The sequence below is a fragment of the Streptomyces sp. NPDC055078 genome, assembly GCF_053607985.1.
In genome coordinates, this window is the sequence record NZ_JBSGUP010000099.1 from 1 (window position 1) to 17,482 (window position 17,482).

15 protein-coding genes and 1 tRNA gene are annotated in these 17,482 nt (G+C 69.8%); 2 read left to right on the plus strand and 14 right to left on the minus strand.

Annotated elements, in window-relative coordinates; all coding sequences use genetic code 11:
- Window positions 1-143: 143 nt before the first annotated feature.
- The 7 genes from rho to ACWF94_RS11695 all read right to left on the minus strand — a co-directional run bounded on the left by rho (window position 144) and on the right by ACWF94_RS11695 (window position 10,219).
- Window positions 144-2,192 (minus strand): transcription termination factor Rho, encoded by a 2,049-nt coding sequence (gene rho, locus ACWF94_RS11665; protein ID WP_453487163.1) that lies wholly within the window; start codon window positions 2,190-2,192, stop codon window positions 144-146.
- Window positions 2,193-2,650: 458 nt separating this feature from the next.
- On the minus strand, window positions 2,651-3,607 hold the full coding sequence (gene thrB / locus ACWF94_RS11670; RefSeq protein ID WP_453487164.1) for a homoserine kinase: 957 nt from the start codon (window positions 3,605-3,607) through the stop codon (window positions 2,651-2,653).
- 915 nt (window positions 3,608-4,522) lie between these two features.
- On the minus strand, window positions 4,523-5,581 hold the full coding sequence (gene thrC, locus ACWF94_RS11675; protein WP_453487165.1) for a threonine synthase: 1,059 nt from the start codon (window positions 5,579-5,581) through the stop codon (window positions 4,523-4,525).
- 6 nt (window positions 5,582-5,587) lie between these two features.
- Window positions 5,588-6,877, minus strand: coding sequence for a homoserine dehydrogenase (locus ACWF94_RS11680; RefSeq protein WP_453487176.1), 1,290 nt, complete (start codon window positions 6,875-6,877; stop codon window positions 5,588-5,590).
- A gap of 99 nt (window positions 6,878-6,976) precedes the next feature.
- On the minus strand, window positions 6,977-8,368 hold the full coding sequence (gene lysA / locus ACWF94_RS11685) for a diaminopimelate decarboxylase (RefSeq protein ID WP_453487166.1): 1,392 nt from the start codon (window positions 8,366-8,368) through the stop codon (window positions 6,977-6,979).
- 19 nt (window positions 8,369-8,387) lie between these two features.
- The gene (gene nrtL, locus ACWF94_RS11690; RefSeq protein ID WP_453487167.1) at window positions 8,388-9,737 is read right to left on the minus strand and encodes an ArgS-related anticodon-binding protein NrtL; all 1,350 of its coding nucleotides are present in this window, start codon (window positions 9,735-9,737) and stop codon (window positions 8,388-8,390) included.
- Window positions 9,738-9,793: 56 nt separating this feature from the next.
- The gene (locus tag ACWF94_RS11695; protein ID WP_453487177.1) at window positions 9,794-10,219 is read right to left on the minus strand and encodes a response regulator; all 426 of its coding nucleotides are present in this window, start codon (window positions 10,217-10,219) and stop codon (window positions 9,794-9,796) included.
- Between the two features lie 365 nt (window positions 10,220-10,584).
- Here ACWF94_RS11695 and ACWF94_RS11700 point away from each other — a divergent pair.
- Window positions 10,585-10,656, plus strand: a tRNA-Arg gene (locus ACWF94_RS11700).
- A 248-nt stretch (window positions 10,657-10,904) separates the two neighbouring features.
- Here ACWF94_RS11700 and ACWF94_RS11705 read toward each other — a convergent pair.
- The 7 genes from ACWF94_RS11705 to ACWF94_RS11735 all read right to left on the minus strand — a co-directional run bounded on the left by ACWF94_RS11705 (window position 10,905) and on the right by ACWF94_RS11735 (window position 16,127).
- Window positions 10,905-12,272, minus strand: coding sequence for a tyrosine-type recombinase/integrase (locus ACWF94_RS11705; RefSeq protein ID WP_453487168.1), 1,368 nt, complete (start codon window positions 12,270-12,272; stop codon window positions 10,905-10,907).
- Entirely contained in the window at window positions 12,269-12,469 is a 201-nt protein-coding gene (locus tag ACWF94_RS11710) for a helix-turn-helix transcriptional regulator (RefSeq protein WP_453487169.1), read from the minus strand. Before ACWF94_RS11710 ends, ACWF94_RS11705 begins: the two co-directional genes overlap by 4 nt.
- Window positions 12,459-13,802, minus strand: a complete 1,344-nt coding sequence (locus ACWF94_RS11715) for a replication initiator (RefSeq protein ID WP_453487170.1) — start codon at window positions 13,800-13,802, stop codon at window positions 12,459-12,461. Before ACWF94_RS11715 ends, ACWF94_RS11710 begins: the two co-directional genes overlap by 11 nt.
- Window positions 13,799-14,035: a hypothetical protein gene (locus tag ACWF94_RS11720; RefSeq protein WP_453487171.1), complete on the minus strand. Its 237-nt coding sequence runs from the start codon at window positions 14,033-14,035 to the stop codon at window positions 13,799-13,801. Before ACWF94_RS11720 ends, ACWF94_RS11715 begins: the two co-directional genes overlap by 4 nt.
- A 182-nt stretch (window positions 14,036-14,217) precedes the next feature.
- Window positions 14,218-14,412, minus strand: a complete 195-nt coding sequence (locus tag ACWF94_RS11725; RefSeq protein WP_453487172.1) for a hypothetical protein — start codon at window positions 14,410-14,412, stop codon at window positions 14,218-14,220.
- Between the two features lie 12 nt (window positions 14,413-14,424).
- Window positions 14,425-15,789, minus strand: coding sequence for an FtsK/SpoIIIE domain-containing protein (locus tag ACWF94_RS11730; protein WP_453487173.1), 1,365 nt, complete (start codon window positions 15,787-15,789; stop codon window positions 14,425-14,427).
- The gene (locus ACWF94_RS11735; protein ID WP_453487174.1) at window positions 15,786-16,127 is read right to left on the minus strand and encodes an SCO3933 family regulatory protein; all 342 of its coding nucleotides are present in this window, start codon (window positions 16,125-16,127) and stop codon (window positions 15,786-15,788) included. Before ACWF94_RS11735 ends, ACWF94_RS11730 begins: the two co-directional genes overlap by 4 nt.
- 203 nt (window positions 16,128-16,330) lie before the next feature.
- Between ACWF94_RS11735 and ACWF94_RS11740 the strand changes: the two genes are divergently transcribed.
- On the plus strand, window positions 16,331-17,071 hold the full coding sequence (locus ACWF94_RS11740) for a GntR family transcriptional regulator (RefSeq protein ID WP_453487175.1): 741 nt from the start codon (window positions 16,331-16,333) through the stop codon (window positions 17,069-17,071).
- Window positions 17,072-17,482 lie beyond the last annotated feature (411 nt).

A 17,482-nucleotide genomic window follows, 5' to 3' on the forward strand; every position in this document is an offset into this window, starting at 1 on the left:
GAGCCGATACGGCGCTGCTTCAGCGCTGAAATGGCGTCAGGCGCCGCTGCTGACACAAGACATCAAGACATCAGACGCCTGTTGCCGACGTGCGGGCACCGGCCGTTGGTGCCCTTGCTGCCATCGCTGGCGTACGACCGGCGTCAGTCGTTGTTGCCGATGCCCGACGGGGTCGTCTTCTGGATCTGGAGCAGGAACTCGCCGTTGGACTTGGTCTGCTTCATCTTGTCCAGCAGCAGCTCGATCGCCTGCTGCTGGTCGAGCGCGTGCAGCACCCGGCGCAGCTTCCAGACGATGGCCAGTTCATCGCTGCCGAGCAGGATCTCTTCCTTACGGGTGCTGGACGCGTCCACGTCCACCGCCGGGAAGATCCGCTTGTCCGAGAGCTTGCGGTCGAGCTTCAGCTCCATATTGCCGGTGCCCTTGAACTCCTCGAAGATCACCTCGTCCATCCGCGAGCCGGTGTCGACCAGCGCGGTGGCCAGGATGGTCAGCGAGCCGCCGTCCTCGATGTTGCGCGCGGCGCCGAAGAACCTCTTCGGCGGGTAGAGCGCGGTCGAGTCGACACCACCGGACAGGATGCGTCCGGAGGCGGGGGCCGCGAGGTTGTACGCACGGCCCAGGCGGGTGATGGAGTCCAGCAGGACCACCACGTCATGACCCAGCTCGACGAGACGCTTGGCGCGCTCGATGGCCAGTTCGGCGACGGTGGTGTGGTCCTCGGCGGGGCGGTCGAAGGTCGAGGAGATGACCTCGCCCTTCACCGACCGCTGCATATCGGTGACTTCCTCCGGGCGCTCGTCGACGAGGACGACCATCAGATGGCACTCGGGGCTGTTCACCGTGATCGCGTTGGCGATCGCCTGGAGGATCATGGTCTTGCCGGTCTTCGGCGGGGCCACGATCAGACCGCGCTGGCCCTTGCCGATCGGCGACACCAGGTCGATGATCCGGGTCGTCAGGATGCCCGGGTCGGTCTCCAGGCGGAGCCGGTCCTGCGGGTAGAGCGGGGTCAGCTTGTTGAACTCCGGGCGGCCACGGCCGGATTCGGCCGCCATCCCGTTCGCCGAGTCCAGCCGGACCAGCGCGTTGAACTTCTCGCGGCGCTCGCCCTCCTTCGGCTGCCGGACGGCGCCGGTGACATGGTCCCCCTTGCGCAGGCCGTTCTTACGGACCTGGGCGAGGGAGACGTACACGTCGTTCGGGCCCGGGAGGTATCCCGACGTCCGGATGAACGCGTAGTTGTCGAGGATGTCCAGGATGCCCGCGACGGGGATCAGGACGTCGTCCTCGGAGACCTGCGGCTCACTGGCGAACGTTTCCTCACGGCCACGACGGCCACGGCGGTCGCGGTAGCGGCCACGGCGTCCGCGCCTGCCACCCGCCTCGTCGTCGAAGTCGTCCTGCTGCTGCTGACCGGCCTGCTGCTGGCGCTGCTGCTGGCCGCCCTGCTGCTGGCGCTGACCGCTCTGCTGCTGGTCGTCGCCCTTGCCCCGGCGGTCGCGCTGACGGTCACGGCGGTCGCCGCGCTGGCCGCGCTCCTGGCGGTCACGACGGCCCTCGCCGTCCTGCGCGGACGCCGCGACGGCGGCTTCGGCCTTGGCGTCCGGCTGCGCGTCCTTGTCCTCGGTGGCCTTGGCCGCCTTGGAGGTGTCCGCGCCCTTGACGTCACCGGACTGCTCGGTCCGGGTCTCGCCCTGGACATCCGGGCTGCCCGCCTGCGCGGTGGCACGGCGACGACGGCGCTCCCCCGCCGGCTGGTCGTCGCTGGCCGGCTGGCCGGGGATGTCGATCTGCTGCTGCGTGGCGCCCTTCTCGGCGGCGGCAGGAGCGGATTCGGCCGCGGACGCGTCGCCCGTACGCGCCTTGGACGTGGTGCGGCGCTTCGGCTTGGCCTCGGCCTCCGGCTCGGCGCTCTTGGGCGCGGGGGCCGTCGCCTTGGCCGTGGAGGATCCGCCGCCGGCCTGCGCCTCCTTGATGACCTCGATCAGCTGGCTCTTGCGCATACGCGCAGTGCCCCTGATGCCGAGGCCGGACGCGACCTGCTGCAGCTCGGCCAGGACCATGCCCTCAAGGCCGGTGCCGGAACGGCGGCGCCGTGAGGTGGTGCCGGAGGCAGCACCTGCGGCGGGCGCGGTGGTGTCGACACTGTTGTCGGCAGTCACGCCCATCAGATCGGTGGTGTCGCTCACGAAGGGTCCTTCCCTGGAGCGGACGTCGGCCTTCTGGCTCGGCGACCGGTTGTGCTGTCCGACGGCGGTCCCTGCGTACGGACCGTGTCGGGGCGGTGGTCCCCGCCGGGGGTTGGTACGGCGGAGAGTCAGATACATGCAAGTCCGGCCCGAGGTCCCCCTGCTCGGCCCACTCCTGGCGGAGCGGGAGGTGTCGTGCCGGTTCCGGAGCGTGCTCGAAACTGCTCAGGCAGGCTGCTCAGGCAGTCGGGGAGGCTCCCGGAAGAATTCGTGGCCCCGAATCGGGACGCAAGCTCCGAGCCGCAAAGGCATCGGGTGCAGACTTGAGGTTAACACTACCGGCTCCAACAAACATTCCCCCTCTCCATCACCGGCAATCTCGTGTCACTTCCCATCACGGCCCATCACTGTTCATCGGCACCCCCATCACCGCGATCATCACCGCGATTCACCGGGCATTACTGCGAAGACGGGTCGCCCCCGGCGGAGGCGACACCGGGCGCGGCGAGCGGCAGCACGCTCGCGCCCGCGGAGTCGAAGGCGAGCCGGTTGGCCGCCCATCCCTCACCGGCGAGCCGCGCGACCTTGTCGGCCGCGCTGTTCTCGGCCAGCGCGAGCACCGTGGGGCCCGCACCGGAGATGACTGCGGGGACGCCGTCCGCGCGCAGCCGGTTGACAAGGTCGACGCTCTGCGGCATCGCCGGGGCGCGGTACTCCTGGTGGAGCCGGTCCTCCGTGGCGGGCAGCAAGAGCTCAGGACGCCTGGTCAGAGCCTCGACGAGCAAGGCGGCGCGACCGGCGTTCGCGGCGGCGTCCACATGCGGGACGGTACGCGGCAGCAGTCCGCGGGCCGTCTCGGTGAGCACCGGATTCTCGGGGACGAAAACCACCGGAACGACGGAATCGGCGGGCTCCATCCTGATGGCACGCGCGGCTCCCCCGTCGGTCCAGGCGAGGGTGAAGCCGCCGAGCAGACAGGCGGCGACATTGTCGGGGTGGCCCTCGATCTCGGTCGCCAGCTCCAGCAGGGCGGTGTCGTCGAGTCTGGCGTCGCCCCCTATCGTCACGGCGCGGGCGGCGACGATCCCGGCGCAGATGGCCGCCGACGACGAGCCCAGACCGCGCCCGTGCGGGATGCGGTTGGCGCAGACGACCTCCAGGCCGCGCGGCTGCCCGCCGAGCAGATCGAAGGCCGTACGCAGGGAGCGTACGAGCAGATGGTTCTCGTCGCGGGGCAGCGTGGACGCGCCCTCACCGGCGATGTCGATGTGCAGACCGGAGTCCGCGACCCGTACGACGACATCGTCGTACAGCCCCAGGGACAGCCCGAGGGCGTCGAAGCCCGGACCGAGATTGGCGCTGGTGGCGGGCACGCGCACACGGACGGCGGCGGCGCGGAACGCTGGACCGGCCATCGCTCGAAAACACTCCTTGGTTCTGACTGCGAGAGGGTTCCGACGACCAGCGGTTCCGGCCGCCGGCCGATCCGCGGCCCCGGGGCCGACCGCTGGCTGCGGTCCGGGCGCGGGCTGCGATCCGGCTGCGGCTCCGACCGCTGCGGCTGTGAGCGCGGATGGTTCTCGCTACGGGACGGTTCTGACTGTGGGACCGCTGACGCGGAGCTACCTGGACCTGCATGGACCTACATGGGCTTACCTGGACTGACGGAGACTTCTGAGACTTCTGACGTGCGGGACTTCACGAGGTGTGAACACCCGTGGGCCATCACGGCAACTACACCGCGGCATATGCGGCGGGGCGGGTTCGGTACAGCCTATCGAAGGAAGGTTCTGTGGCGACATAGGGCGCACAGGAGGCGCACGATGCGTGTCGCAAGCCTTCCTGTGCCTCCGCCAGTGCCGATGCCCGGCTTGGCGCGCTGCGGACGCGGGTAGGGCCCGATTCTCCCCCGTTCGGGCGCGGGAGGGAAGCGGAAAAGAAGGTGTCGCGTCCGGATGCTCAGGGGTCGTATCCGATCACTCGCGTGTCGGGCGGTGCCGGGTGTGCACCGCCGTTCACCTGCCGCCCACCGTCCGGACCGGGTCCGGTCCGTACACCGGGCGGCGATTCCCCCGGCCACGGCGGGGACGGGCACCCCCGACCCCTTCAGCGGCGGCCGGGACGGCGCGGCACCCCCTGTCGGGGCGGCCGCACTCCCAGGATGACACGGTCCGGTCCGGCGGTCACGGCCGGGACACCCGCCCCGGCCTGCTCACCCGCCCCACCAGGGCCGAGGCGCACCCGCCCCGCCCCGGCCGGCCCGAGACGGCACAAGACGGTCCAGGACCGCCCGGAACCGGCCGATGGCTCCGAACCGGCCGATGGCGCTGTCAGGCGAGGCCGAGGCGCTCCGCCGCCGCCACCGCGTCGACCGGGACGGTGACCGGCTGCGGGGCGCCCGCGACGGCCCAGTCCGGGTCCTTCAGCCCGTTCCCGGTGACCGTGCAGACGATCCGCTGGCCCGGGTCGACCTTCCCGGCCTCGGCGGCCTTGAGCAGACCAGCCACGGACGCCGCGGATGCGGGCTCCACGAACACCCCCTCCTGGGACGCCAACAGCCGGTAGGCGCGCAGGATCTCACGGTCCGTCACCTCGTCGATGAAGCCGCCCGACTCGTCCCGCGCGGCCAGCGCCTGCTGCCAGGACGCGGGGTTCCCGATCCGGATCGCCGTGGCGATGGTGGAGGGGTCCTTGACGACCTCGCCCCGCACGATCGGCGCGGAACCTGATGCCTGGAACCCCCACATCCGGGGCGTACGGGAGGACACGCCGTCCGCCGCGTACTCGCGGTAGCCCCGCCAGTACGCCGTGATGTTCCCGGCATTGCCGACCGGCAGCACATGAATGTCCGGCGCGTCGCCGAGCGCGTCGACAATTTCGAAGGAAGCGGTCTTCTGGCCCTCGATTCGATACGGATTCACCGAATTGACCAACGCGACCGGATAGTTCTCGGACAGACTTCTGGCCAGATTGAGGCAATCATCGAAATTGCCGTCGACCTGGAGAATCTTCGAGCCGTACACCAGCGCCTGGCCCATCTTGCCCAGCGCGATCTTGCCCCGCGGCACCAGGACCGCGCAGACCATTTGGGCCCGTACGGCATAGGCGGCGGCGGACGCGGACGTATTGCCGGTGGAGGCGCAGATGACGGCCTGCGCGCCCTCCTCCTTGGCCCGGGTGATCGCCATGGTCATCCCGCGGTCCTTGAAGGACCCGGTGGGGTTGGCGCCCTCGACCTTGAGATGCACCTCGCAGCCGGTGCGCTCGGAGAGCACCTGCGCCGGGACGAGCGGCGTACCACCCTCACCGAGCGTGACAACCGGCGTCGTGTCCGTCACCGGGAGCCGGTCCCGGTACTCCTCGATGATGCCGCGCCACTGATGGCTCATTGCTGGTTACTCCCCTTCGACACGCATGATGCTGGCGACACCTCGCACGGTGTCGAGCTTGCGCAGCGCCTCGACCGTCCCGGAGAGGGCGGCGTCCGGCGCGCGGTGGGTGACGACGACGAGCGATGCCTCGCCGTCCTTACCCTGCTGGCGGACAGTGTCGATCGACACTCCGTGCTCGGCGAAGACCGTCGCGACCTGGGCGAGCACGCCAGGTTTGTCGGCCACGTCGAGACTGATGTGGTACCGCGTCACCACATCGCCCATGGGGCTCACGGGCAGCTGGGTGTACGCGGACTCGCCGGGCCCGGTGGACTCGGCGAGCCTGTTGCGGCAGACGGCGACCAGATCGCCGAGTACCGCGGACGCGGTCGGCGAACCGCCCGCGCCCGGTCCGTAGAACATCAGCTGCCCGGCGGCCTCCGCCTCGACGAAGACGGCGTTGTACGCCTCGCGGACGGAGGCGAGCGGGTGGCTGAGCGGGATCATCGCGGGGTGCACCCGGGCGGTGACCGACCTGCCGTCGGCGGCGCGCTCGCAGATGGCGAGGAGCTTGACGGTGCAGCCCATGCGGCGGGCGGATGCGATGTCGGCGGCGGTGACCTCGGTCAGGCCCTCGCGGTAGACGTCGTCCAGGCGTACGCGGGTGTGGAAGGCGATCCCGGCCAGGATGGCGGCCTTGGCGGCGGCGTCGAAGCCCTCGACATCGGCGGTGGGGTCGGCCTCCGCGTAGCCGAGGGCGGTGGCCTCGTCGAGCGCCTCGGAGTAGCCGGCGCCCGAGCCGTCCATCTTGTCGAGGATGAAGTTGGTCGTGCCGTTGACGATGCCGAGAACCCGGTTCACCTTGTCGCCCGCCAGCGATTCGCGCAGCGGCCTGATCAGCGGGATCGCCCCGGCGACCGCGGCCTCGAAGTACAGATCGCGGCCGTGCTGCTCGGCGGCGGTGTAGAGCGTGGTGCCGTCCTCGGCGAGGAGCGCCTTGTTGGCGGAGACGACGGACGCCCCGTGCTCGAAGGCGGCGGTGATGAGGGTGCGGGCCGGCTCGATGCCGCCGATGACCTCGATGACGACGTCGATGTCGCCGCGTTTGACGAGCGCGGTGGCATCGGTGGTGATCAGCGCGGGGTCGATGCCCTCCCGGACCCGGTCCGGGCGGCGGACGGCCACACCCGCCAGTTCCACGGGCGCCCCGATCCGGGCCGCGAGGTCGTCGGCGTGCGTCGTCATGATGCGCGCCACCTCTGAGCCGACCACTCCACAGCCCAGCAGCGCCACCTTCAGCGGACGCGTACGCATCATCCGACCTCACTTCTGATTACATCTACGGTTGGTCCAGTCTCACTCACTGGACGACACTTTCTATCCGTCGTCCGGTATGCGAGACATCTATCTCAATCAACCCACGTCCAGCCGCAGGAGATCTTCCTCCGTCTCCCGTCGGACGATCACCCGCGCCACGCCGGACTCGACCGCCACGACGGGTGGCCGCAGGGCGTGGTTGTAGTTGCTGGCCATCGAGCGGCAGTACGCGCCGGTCGCGGGTACGGCGATGAGATCGCCCGGCGCGAGATCGGCGGGCAGGAACGCGTCCTTCACCACGATGTCACCGCTCTCGCAGTGCTTGCCGACGATCCGGACCAGCATCGGCGCGGCGTCGGAGGTACGGGAGGCCAGGGTGACGCTGTACTCGGCGTCGTACAGCGCGGTCCGGATGTTGTCGGACATGCCGCCGTCGACGCTGACGTACGTCCGCAGGCCCTCCAGCGGCTTGATGGTGCCGACCTCGTACAGCGTGAAGGCGGTGGGTCCGACGATCGCGCGGCCCGGCTCGACGGAGATCCGGGGGGTGCGCAGGCCCGCCGACTCGCATTCGCGGGTGACGATCTCATGGAGCGCCTTGGCGATGTGATGCGGTTCACGCGGGTCGTCGGCGGAGGTGTACGCGATCCCCAGGCCGCCGCCGAGGTCGATCTCGGGCAGTTCCACCCCGTGCTCGTCCCGGATCTGGCGCAGCAGGCCGACGACCCGGTGGGCGGCGACCTCGAATCCTGAGGTGTCGAAGATCTGCGAGCCGATGTGGGAGTGGATGCCGATCAGTTCGAGCGCGTCGAGGCCGAGCGTCCTGCGTACGGCCTCGGCGGCCTGTCCCCCGGCGAGCGGAATGCCGAACTTCTGGTCCTCGTGGGCGGTGGCGATGAACTCGTGGGTGTGGGCCTCCACACCGACGGTGACCCGGATCTGAACGCGCTGGCGCACCCCGAGCCCCCCGGCGATGTGCGCCACCCGCACGATCTCCTGGAAGGAGTCGAGCACGATCCGTCCGACACCGGCGCGGATGGCGCGCTCGATCTCCTCGGGGGTCTTGTTGTTGCCGTGGAAGGCGATCCGGTCGGCGGGCATCCCGGCGTCGAGGGCCGTGATCAGTTCTCCGCCGGAGCACACATCGAGATTGAGCCCTTCTTCGTGCAGCCATCGCACGACGGCCCGGCTCAGGAACGCCTTCCCCGCGTAGAAGACATCCGCGTCCTTGCCGAACGCCTCGGCCCAGGCGCGGCAGCGGGCCCGGAAGTCGGCCTCGTCCAGGACGTACGCGGGGGTGCCGAACTCCTCGGCCAGCCGGGTCACTTCCAGTCCGCCGACGGTGACGACCCCGTCGTCGCCGCGGGTGACGGTCCGGGCCCAGACCTTGTCGTCGAGCTGGTTGAGATCGTCGGCCGGGGCCGCGTAGTGACCCTCGGGGAACACATCGGCGTGGCGGGGCCCGGCGGGGTGGGCGGAACGGCTCATGGTGTCTCTCTCACAGATGTCACAGATGTTCGGGTGCGCTGATGCCGAGCAGGGACAGGCCACCGGCCAGCACCGTACCGGCGGCTTCGGCGAGAGCGAGCCGGGAGCGGTGGGCGGCCGTGGGTTTCTCGTCCCCGGAGGGCAGCACGGTGTGCTCGAACGCGAGCAGCGCCCGCGCGGTGGTCTCCAGATGCCGGGCGAGCCGGTCGGGGGCGCCCAGCCGGGCCGCCGCCGCGAGGACATCCGGATGGTCGGCCACGGCTGCCACGACTGCCACGGTCGCCTCGGCGGGTGTTCTGACGGGCGTCCCTGCGGAGGTCCCGGCGGGTGTCTTAGCAGTTGTCCCGGCGGAGGTCCCGGCGGGTGTCCCGGCGGAGGCCCCGGCGGGCGTCCTGGCAGCTGTCCCTGCGGGTGTCTCCACCCGCTCCAGGGGCTCGCCCCGGAACCCCAGCCGCGCTGCCTCCCGGGTGAGGGCGCGGGCGCGGGAGTGCGCGTACCGGACCGTGAAGAGGGGGTTGCTCTCGTGCTGAACCAGCAGCCACGCGCCCAGCCTCGGCCGGTCGTGTGCCGCGGCGGACAGCAGCCCCCACCGCGTGGCATCGGCACCGAGATCCCGCCCCCCGGCCGGAGCGGGCACGGGACGCGGCCCCGCCGGCCCTCCACTCCCCTCCCTCTCACTCTCCCCCTGACTCCGCCGAATCCTGCCGACGACCTCGGCCCAGACCCGGGCCCGGATCTCATCGGGGGGGTCGCCTTCCGTACTGGTCGAGGGGGGGGTGGAGGTGGTGCCGGGGGCGTGGTCCGCTGGGGCGTGCGGGGCGTGGGCGCCTGGGGGGTGGGAACGGCGCGGGGTGGCCGGGGCGTGCGGCGCGGCCGTGTCGGCCGGGGCGGCCATGTCGGCCGGGGCGTGCGGGGCCATCGGGGCGGCCGGGTGGCTCGGACCCTGGCCGACCAGGTGGGCGCCGGAGTCTCTCGGCGCGGCCGGGGCGTCGTCACCAGCCCGGCCACCCGGATCGTCGCCGGGTGCCCGGTGTCCGTACCGGAGTCCCTGCTCCAGTACCCGGCGTACGAGGGCCTGCTGTGAGCCGCCCGCCAGGGTGATATTGAGGAACCCGGGCCCGGTGATCTCGACGGAGGCCACACCCGGCTCATCGGCGATCCGCTCCCGCAGGACCTCGGCAACGGCACGGGCCGACTGTCCGGCGGGCCCGGCGAGCCGCAGCGCGACATGGGAGGCGTAGTCCCCGCACCCGCCCGGACCCGGCCGCGCGACACCGGCGCTCTCGGGCACGGGCGCGCTCAGCACACCGTCCGCCACCGCGCGGCGCACAGCGCGCAGCACGGTCCGGGACAGCTCAGCGGGAGTCACGACGACAAGCGTATGGGAGGGAAGGGGGCACCTCGCCAACCCGTTTCGCCATCCGGTCAGCCGCGCGTACTACCCGCCCGCCCGGCCCCATGCCTGCCGTCAACCGACGGCGGCCCCTCCCGTCGCCTCAACTGCCGTACGATACGAACCAGTTCGGCCGGTTCGAACGGCTTGGCGAGAAAGGCGTCCACTCCTGCCGCGATACCGCTCTCGACCTCGTACTGCGTACACGCACTGATGATCGCCACGGGCAGATGACTCGTCTCCGGGTCCGCCCGCAGCCTCGCCGCCGTCCGCAAGCCGTCCAGCCTCGGCATGACCACATCGAGCGTGACCACATCCGGCCGCACTTCCCGCACGACCTCCAGGCACTCGGCACCATCGGCCGCGGTCACGACCTCGAAGCCCTCCAGCTCAAGGTTGACCCTGATCAACTGCCGGATGACCCGGTTGTCATCGACAACGAGCACGCGGCCGGACACGCCTGACACAACTTGAGAGTAGGTCGCCGAACGGGGCTGCGTCCGGGTTTTGGCTACTTCCACCCCGTGCGGGGGACGTGAGGGGGTGGAGACGGGGGTGTTCCATGGGGTGTGAGCCGGTATGCGCGGTGCGCACGATGCCCCGAAGGGCGCACGCCACCCCCCGCACCTCACCTACCGGCCCAACCCCCCACCCGGAGCCCCCACCCCCGCCGGCACCCACCCCGCCAGGACCCTCCGAACGGCCCCGACACCCCCACCGGACGGGCCCTCCGACCTCGTCAATACCTGTTCCCGGTGACCCTCCGAGTGCTGGTAGGGTTCTACCCGTCACCGCCGAGGCCACAAGCCGGGCGGGACAGTGCGCCCCCGTAGCTCAGGGGATAGAGCAACGGCCTCCGGAGCCGTGTGCGCAGGTTCGAATCCTGCCGGGGGCACTTCGAATGAAGTGCCCAAAGACCCCGTGGCCAGCTTGAACGCTGGAAACGGGGTCTTCTTGCGTGCGCAGGTGGATGCCGCCAAAAGCAGCCTCATGACAGTGATCACGTAATGGCCACGTAATGATCTTGCTGGTCTCTTCGCAGGTCAGCAGGGGTATTGCGTCCATGGTGCCGGAAACGCGAGGAGCCCCAGGGCACATCCCTGGGGCTCCCAATGCCGACGTTGTCGGCAGCAGTGGAGTGGACTACTCAAGACCCTTCATGATCCGGTCGTTCATCTCCTCTTCCTGCCCGTCGATGCATTTCGCGTAGATCTTGAGCAGGACATCGACCGAGTGGCCCGCGCGAGCCGCCACCTCTGGCGCAGGCACCCCGGAGTTGAGCCACTGGGAAACGCCTGCATGACGCAGGTCGTACGGCCGGAACGCCATCACGGACGCGACCTGTCCGGGTAGGAGAGCCAGCTCACGGGTCTGCTTCCACACACGCGAGTACGACGACGCAGCGATGACGTTGCCCCTCTCGCTTGCGAACAGCCGCCCGTCCGTCACTGTGCCGAACTCCGCCAGGTGCTCCCGAAGGAGCCGAACCAGCGGAGGCGGAATGGGCACGATCCGTACCTCACCTTCCGCCCGCTGTTTCAGGCCCCTCTGGTCATGCGCCTCGCCGGTATCCGTCCATGCCTTGCCCGCCGCAGGACGGGTCTCTGCCAGTTCGACGCGCCCCCATCCCTTCTCTGGGAGCACACAATCCGACCGTCGGAGCCCAAGGGCTTCACCAGGCCGCAGTGCGGCGTAGTACAGGCATCCGAAGAACGCCCGCAACCGCCGACCACTGGCCCGCTCGTAGCCGCCGACATAGGTCACGGCCGCCAGGAGCTCCCGAGCCTGCCGGGGGTTGACGACCACCCGGCGATCGACTTCTTGGACGGCTCGATTCCCCCGCTTGCGCCGTACTCGACTGAGAGGGTTGGCGGTGAGCATCTCCAGCTCGACCGCGTACTCCAAGACGTTGAAGACCACCGCGCGCCGCCGCCGGTATGTATGCCTAGAAGCAGGCTTGCCGTCCAGTTTGCGGCTGAGGGCATCGATCAGTTCATGAACCCTCGTGATCTCCTGAAGCTCTGCTACGGGCAGTGACGCCTTCTCGATCCAGTGCACTGCCCCCGCGATCTCCTCCGAACGCTCCCTCTCCCTTCTCGGAGGAGGCAGCACGTATGACCGCAGGGCCCGCCGCAGAGTCTCGGAGGCAGGTCGCCCCCGTCCGGGCTTGACCAGGGCGGGGAGAACCGTGGCGAGGGAATCAGTAATGCTGTCCCGCTGCTTGGCCGAAGCCTCCGCCCACCGCGCATCGATGTACTTCAGTGCCAGCCCCAGCAAAGACAGCGCCGCCGTACCGCCCCGCAGCGAGTCCGGCAGACCAGCAACCGTGTCGAAAGGCTCCCCCTTGTCGGCAGCCCGGAGGAGCCTCGCACGGAAGCGGTCAGCCAGGGCCTTCGTCTTGTACGACTCATGGAACGGCGCACCATCCACGGACCAGCGCACGAGGTACGTCGGCTTCTTCGCAGAGCGGTTGATGCTGAGCTTCCAGACCGCCACCTTGTAGGACTTCATGCCGCTCCCTCCGCCCTGTCTCTCAGCCAGGAATTGAGGGAGCCACGAGTGACACGCAGTTCTCCGTTCGGGAGCCGGATACAGGGCGGCGCGATCCGGAGTTCCCGCCAGCGATAGAAGGTGCGCCGTGAGATGCCGCCCAGCTCTTCGAGCACCTGACGCACGGTGAGCAGTTCGGCCGACCTGTCACGCGTCATGCCGCACACCCGCCTCATGGGTCGAGGTGGCGAGGAGGGCCGCCTCCGGGGAGTAGCCGCGGCCGGCGAATCGCCAGTGTCCGACGGTGACCGTGGGCCGGTCGCCGAGGCCCAAGGCTTCGCGTTGTTGTTGAGCGCGGTATTCGGCTCGGGCGAGGCGGAGTGCGGTCAGGGTGGTGGAGTAGTGGCGGGATTTGGTGGAGAAGTGGCCCCGGTAGCCGAGCATGTGGGCCCACCGGCGCAGCCCGAGGGGTGCGAAGGGTGGGAGGCCGCCGAGCCACCAGCATGTGCTGATCATGCGGAGTGCGTGGTCCCGTACGGGCAGGAGCACCAGGTCCCGGGCCGCGTGGATCCTGCCGTCGACTGTGCCGGCCGTCTCGGCGCCCTTGGTGGCGTACTTGGCGATGTACCCGGCGACTGCACCGGACAGGGTGATGGGCCGTACGTCGACCTGTGCACCGAAGCGGAGCACGCGGGGACCGACGACGTCGGAGCCGGGTGCCGTCAGCCGGACCAGATCGGCCGCCGTCCGTACGCTCTCCGTCAGAAGATCGGCGGTTGCCCAGTCCGGCGGACTCGCGTCGGGACCGTCCGCGCCATCGAGGCGGATGACCGAGTGGAAGTGGACCAGGCCGCGCCGCTGGTACTCCGCGACTTTGGCGTAGGACAGCCGGGCCACTTCGCCGATCTCCGCTCGCGAGATCCCGGCCCGTTTCGCGATTTCTCGGCGCAGCTCGACCGTGAAGCGGTGCCACAGCCGCCCGGAGTTGGCTTGCCAGAGCACCGCCCCGGCGTAGTCGTAGCAGCGTGGGCACAGTGGCTCACCGAGCCGGAGGTCGTACTCCGTGTGCCGGGTGTGGCATCCGGTCGGCTCACCGTGCTTGCACAGCTCCCGTGCGGCACGCGGGCGACAGGCATGGACCCTGCCGTCGCGCTTGCGGCGTGTGTGCACTGGCCCGAAGCCCGGGGCGGTCAGTGTGGCGAACACTTGGGGATGCCGGCCGACCGTGTCAGGGACTCCCTTGCCTCCGACGAGTCCGGCCCGGATGAGTTGATAGGTGTCGGCCCGGTAGACGTGCGCACAGGCCGGGCAGACCGCCGCCCGTCGATTGCCGCACGCGACAAGGAGTCGACCGCCGTAGGTACCGGACGAGTAGGACAGCAACGCCTGTCCCGTCGCCGTGTCGAACACGGCCGCCTCGCCGACGAGATGGATCGGATTGGTGCAGCCATCGAGGCTGACGATGTTCCGTCGCCAGGCATCGAACTCCGGAGTCGCCGCCCGCTCGATCAGAGCGGCCACACCGTGGGGAAGGCGAACAGGCTTGGTCATCGCGGACCCCCGAATGCCTGCCCCATGACGGCGGTGATGGCCTGGGGACGCGTCTTCGCGCTGAACCGGAGGGTCGGGTCCGTCAGCCAGAGGGCGGCTGCGTGCGCCGGGCAGAGGCGCTGTTCCCGGCCGTCGAGTCCGACGAGGACGACCTCTTCCCGGCCGTCGCACGTCGGGCGTTCGTCCTCGCGCAGCTCGCACTCGGGGGTGCGGGGGCGCTTCCTGGTGGACAATGTGTGTCGACTCCTTTCACTGCTCATGTGGCGGATGGAGTGGGTTCCTGGCGGGGTCGGGTTTGGCGACTTCGCGCCCCGCCGGGAACCGGTCCTGATCTTGTGGAGTGGCGAACCGGGGCTGGCTGGACCGGCCAGGATGGTTTGTGCGGGCATGCGCCCTCCCTGTCTGTTGGCGGTGGTCAGAAGCGGAACTGGCCGAGGATCCCGGACACCGCGTCAATGGCTGCCTGAAGTACGGGTGCGGCAGCTGTCTTGGCCAGCAGAAAGCCGAAGACTCCGGAGAGCAGGACATCGGGCCACCGCAGATAGCGGATGCGCAGGAGGAGCAGGATCAGCAGTCCGAGCAGGAGCAGGAGCGAAATGGAGATCAGCACCGCGTCCCCCTTTCACTCGTCGCGTTCGATGTGCACGGTCGGGCCCTGGGGAGTCCCACTCATGGCGTCGACCAGTTCCGGCAGGCACGGTGTGAGGTGCGCGTACTCGGTGGCGATGGCCTCCGCCTCCGTCTCCGAGATCAGGTAGGAGCGCGCCCGCTCCCAGCCGTCCCCGGAGGCGAGGACGGCCGTTCCGGCCTGTTCGGGTGTGATCGCCTGAGCGGCCTTGAGCGCGTCCGGGTTGAGATCCCCGAGCGCCATTTCAGCCGTCCCCGGGTCGGTCACGCGATGGCAGACGCGGCCGGCGAGCTGGGCCCGCAGGGCTGTCACTCCCGGTCCCATGTCGGAACCGACGCGCTGCCCGGCTACGACGAGGAAGACGCCCAGGGCCGCTCCGAGTTGGGCCAGCCGGATCAGCGCGGTAGCCGCTGCCTGCGCCTCGTCCTTTTCGCTCCGGCTCGCGATGAGGAACAGTTCCGCGATCTCGTCCACGATCAGGACCACCGGGACCGGTCGTTCGTCGTCCGGCAGTCCCCAGACGTTGCGGACACGCGCCGCACGGCAGACCGCCATCCGGTCGAGCGTCATGTCCACGAGCGCGGACAGGAGCTTGACCGCCTGTGCGCGGTTCGTCGCCAGTGCGGACAGTCGGGGCCCGTAGAGGGACAGCTCCATGCCGCCTTTGCAGTCAATGCCCACCAGCGCGACGGGTTGCGGTGCCAGGCCCGCGACAAGGGCGTTGATGAGCGTCGATTTCCCGGAGCGCGTGGCCCCGACGATGAGCCAGTGAGGCACCCGCCGCAGGTCGATGACCCAGTGAGCGCCGGTTTCCAGCGCGCCGACGACGACGTGTAACAGCCGTCCGGGCCCAGGACGCTTGGCTGTTCGCGGCGCACGCAGGGGGTCGGTCGCCGACGCAGTGACGCGTACGAGACCGGGCTTCCACGCGGACACCCGCACCGCGTGCACCTCCCAGGCATGGGCCATGGCGGGCGCCGCCTTGATGAAGTCCTCCGGGGTCTGCCCCGGCAGCAGCCGGACCAGCGTCCAGAAGCCCGCACTGGTCGGGCGGACGAACCCCAGGCGCGGCAGGCGGGGATGCGGTGGAGCCGACCCGTTGCCGACGAGCCCGGAGACCACGGTCAGCGCGGCCTTGCGGCTCGTAGCCAGGCCGCAACCGGCCATCAGGGCCCGCCAGGTCCGTACGACTCGGAGGCAGGCCATCGGGTAGCCGAGCGCCAGCCACAAGGCCACCGGGTAGCGGCGGCTCAGGGCCGGGCCCGCGATGAGCAGGCCCGCCCCCAACACCACGGCCACCAGCAGTACCCAGCTCAGCCAGACAGCACCGGCATCATGGTTGGTGGCCAGAACAATCACTGGCCGGCCCCCTTCCCCGCCGCAGCGGCCAGGGGCTTGATCTCTTCGGCACGGAAGGCGATGCCGTGCCGTCCGTCGTTCTCCCACGGCATGGCGATGAGGTTGCGCACCTGCAACGGCATACCGAGCTGAACGCCGGACGGCTCACCGGGAACGCTCACGTTCACGACCTCGGCCGTCGTCCCGCTCATGAGGCACAGGCCGACCTGGAACATCGTCTTCCCGGATTCGCGGTCGATCTTGAGCTGTCCGGTCTCGCGGTTGGCGACACGCGGGGACGGCGCGACCGCGCAGATGATCCCCGTGAACTTCGCCGTATCGATCGGAAGGGCTGCCACGTACTGAACTCCTCTGGTCTCACACCCGAAAGAGACTCTTTCGGGTTGCTAGACCACCCGTAGTACGGGTGGAGTTCCAACAGTGCAACCCGTAGTACGGGTTGTCAAGCCACTTGTCATGAGAGAGGCTGTCACCAGGTCGAGCGATCAGCTACGGGATCAGATCAACCACCGACACGGACACGGCCGCCAGGAGAGACCACATGCCGCCCGAGAAGACACCGCCCAAGTACCGGCAGATCGCCGACTACCTGCGCGAAGGCATCCTCAACGGCACCTTCCCCGCAGGCCAGCCGCTCCCCTCGGAGGAAACCCTCGCCAAGCAGTTCGGGGTGACCCGCCCCACCGTGCGACAGGGCCTCAACGAGCTACGGGCATCCGGTCTCGTCGAAGCGATCATGGGCCGCGGCACCTTCGCCCGCTCCCCGCACAACCGCCCAAGCCTCACGCGCCCGCGCGGAGTCCGCCGTACCCCCGACGGCCGGTACATCGAGGCCGACGGCATCCGCTGGACCGACAGCGAAAGCACCACACTCACACGCACGGATGCCCCGCTCGCCCTGGCTGATCTGCTACGCATCCCGCCCGGCGAGCCCATGTTCACGTACGACGGCCTTCAGACCGCCGACCACGGCCGCCTCCGCCAACTCCACCGCACGTACATCCCGTTCTCCGTCCTCATCGGAACGAAGTACGAGGACGAGGCCCCACCGCCGGCCCCCGAGCTGTACGAGCGACTCACCGAACTCGGCCACGAACTCCACTTCACCGAGCACCTCCGCGCCCGCATGCCCCTCCCGGACCAGGCCCAGGCCCTCCGGTTGCCAGACGGGGTGCCGATGCTCCACGTCTTCCGCGTGACAAGCAACGAAGCGGCCAAGCCCCTCGCCCTGGAGGAGTTCCACCTACCCGGCGAAGACCTTGAGGTCTCGTACCCGTTGTGACCCGGGACAGAGGCTCAGCCCCGTCTGTGGTTCAAACTTTCTCTACGTCATCAAGGCGCCTCGCTCCGCTCGCCGCGCGGCCCGGCTCCCCCGGGCCGCCGCTCCTGTCTCCTCCCCGCTCCGGCCCGGACCGCCAAGCCGCGCGTCTTCAGAGCTAAGGGCTCGATGAGGTGAACCCGGCCTGATCCGTCGGCTGCCCGTCAAAGACCTATGCCTCCGGCGGGGGAGCTCAGGCTCCGGGATGGCCGGGGCCCGCACTGCGACTACTGACCGGGTCGTGGTGAGGGTGGGGAGCTGTCATCCCGTCTGCCGTCGACCCAGGCAACCCCTAGCAGATCAGGCTTCTGGGTACCAGGTCGTTCGTCCAGCAGGGCGCTCCACCTGGTCCCCAGAAGCCTGATCTGCTATCAC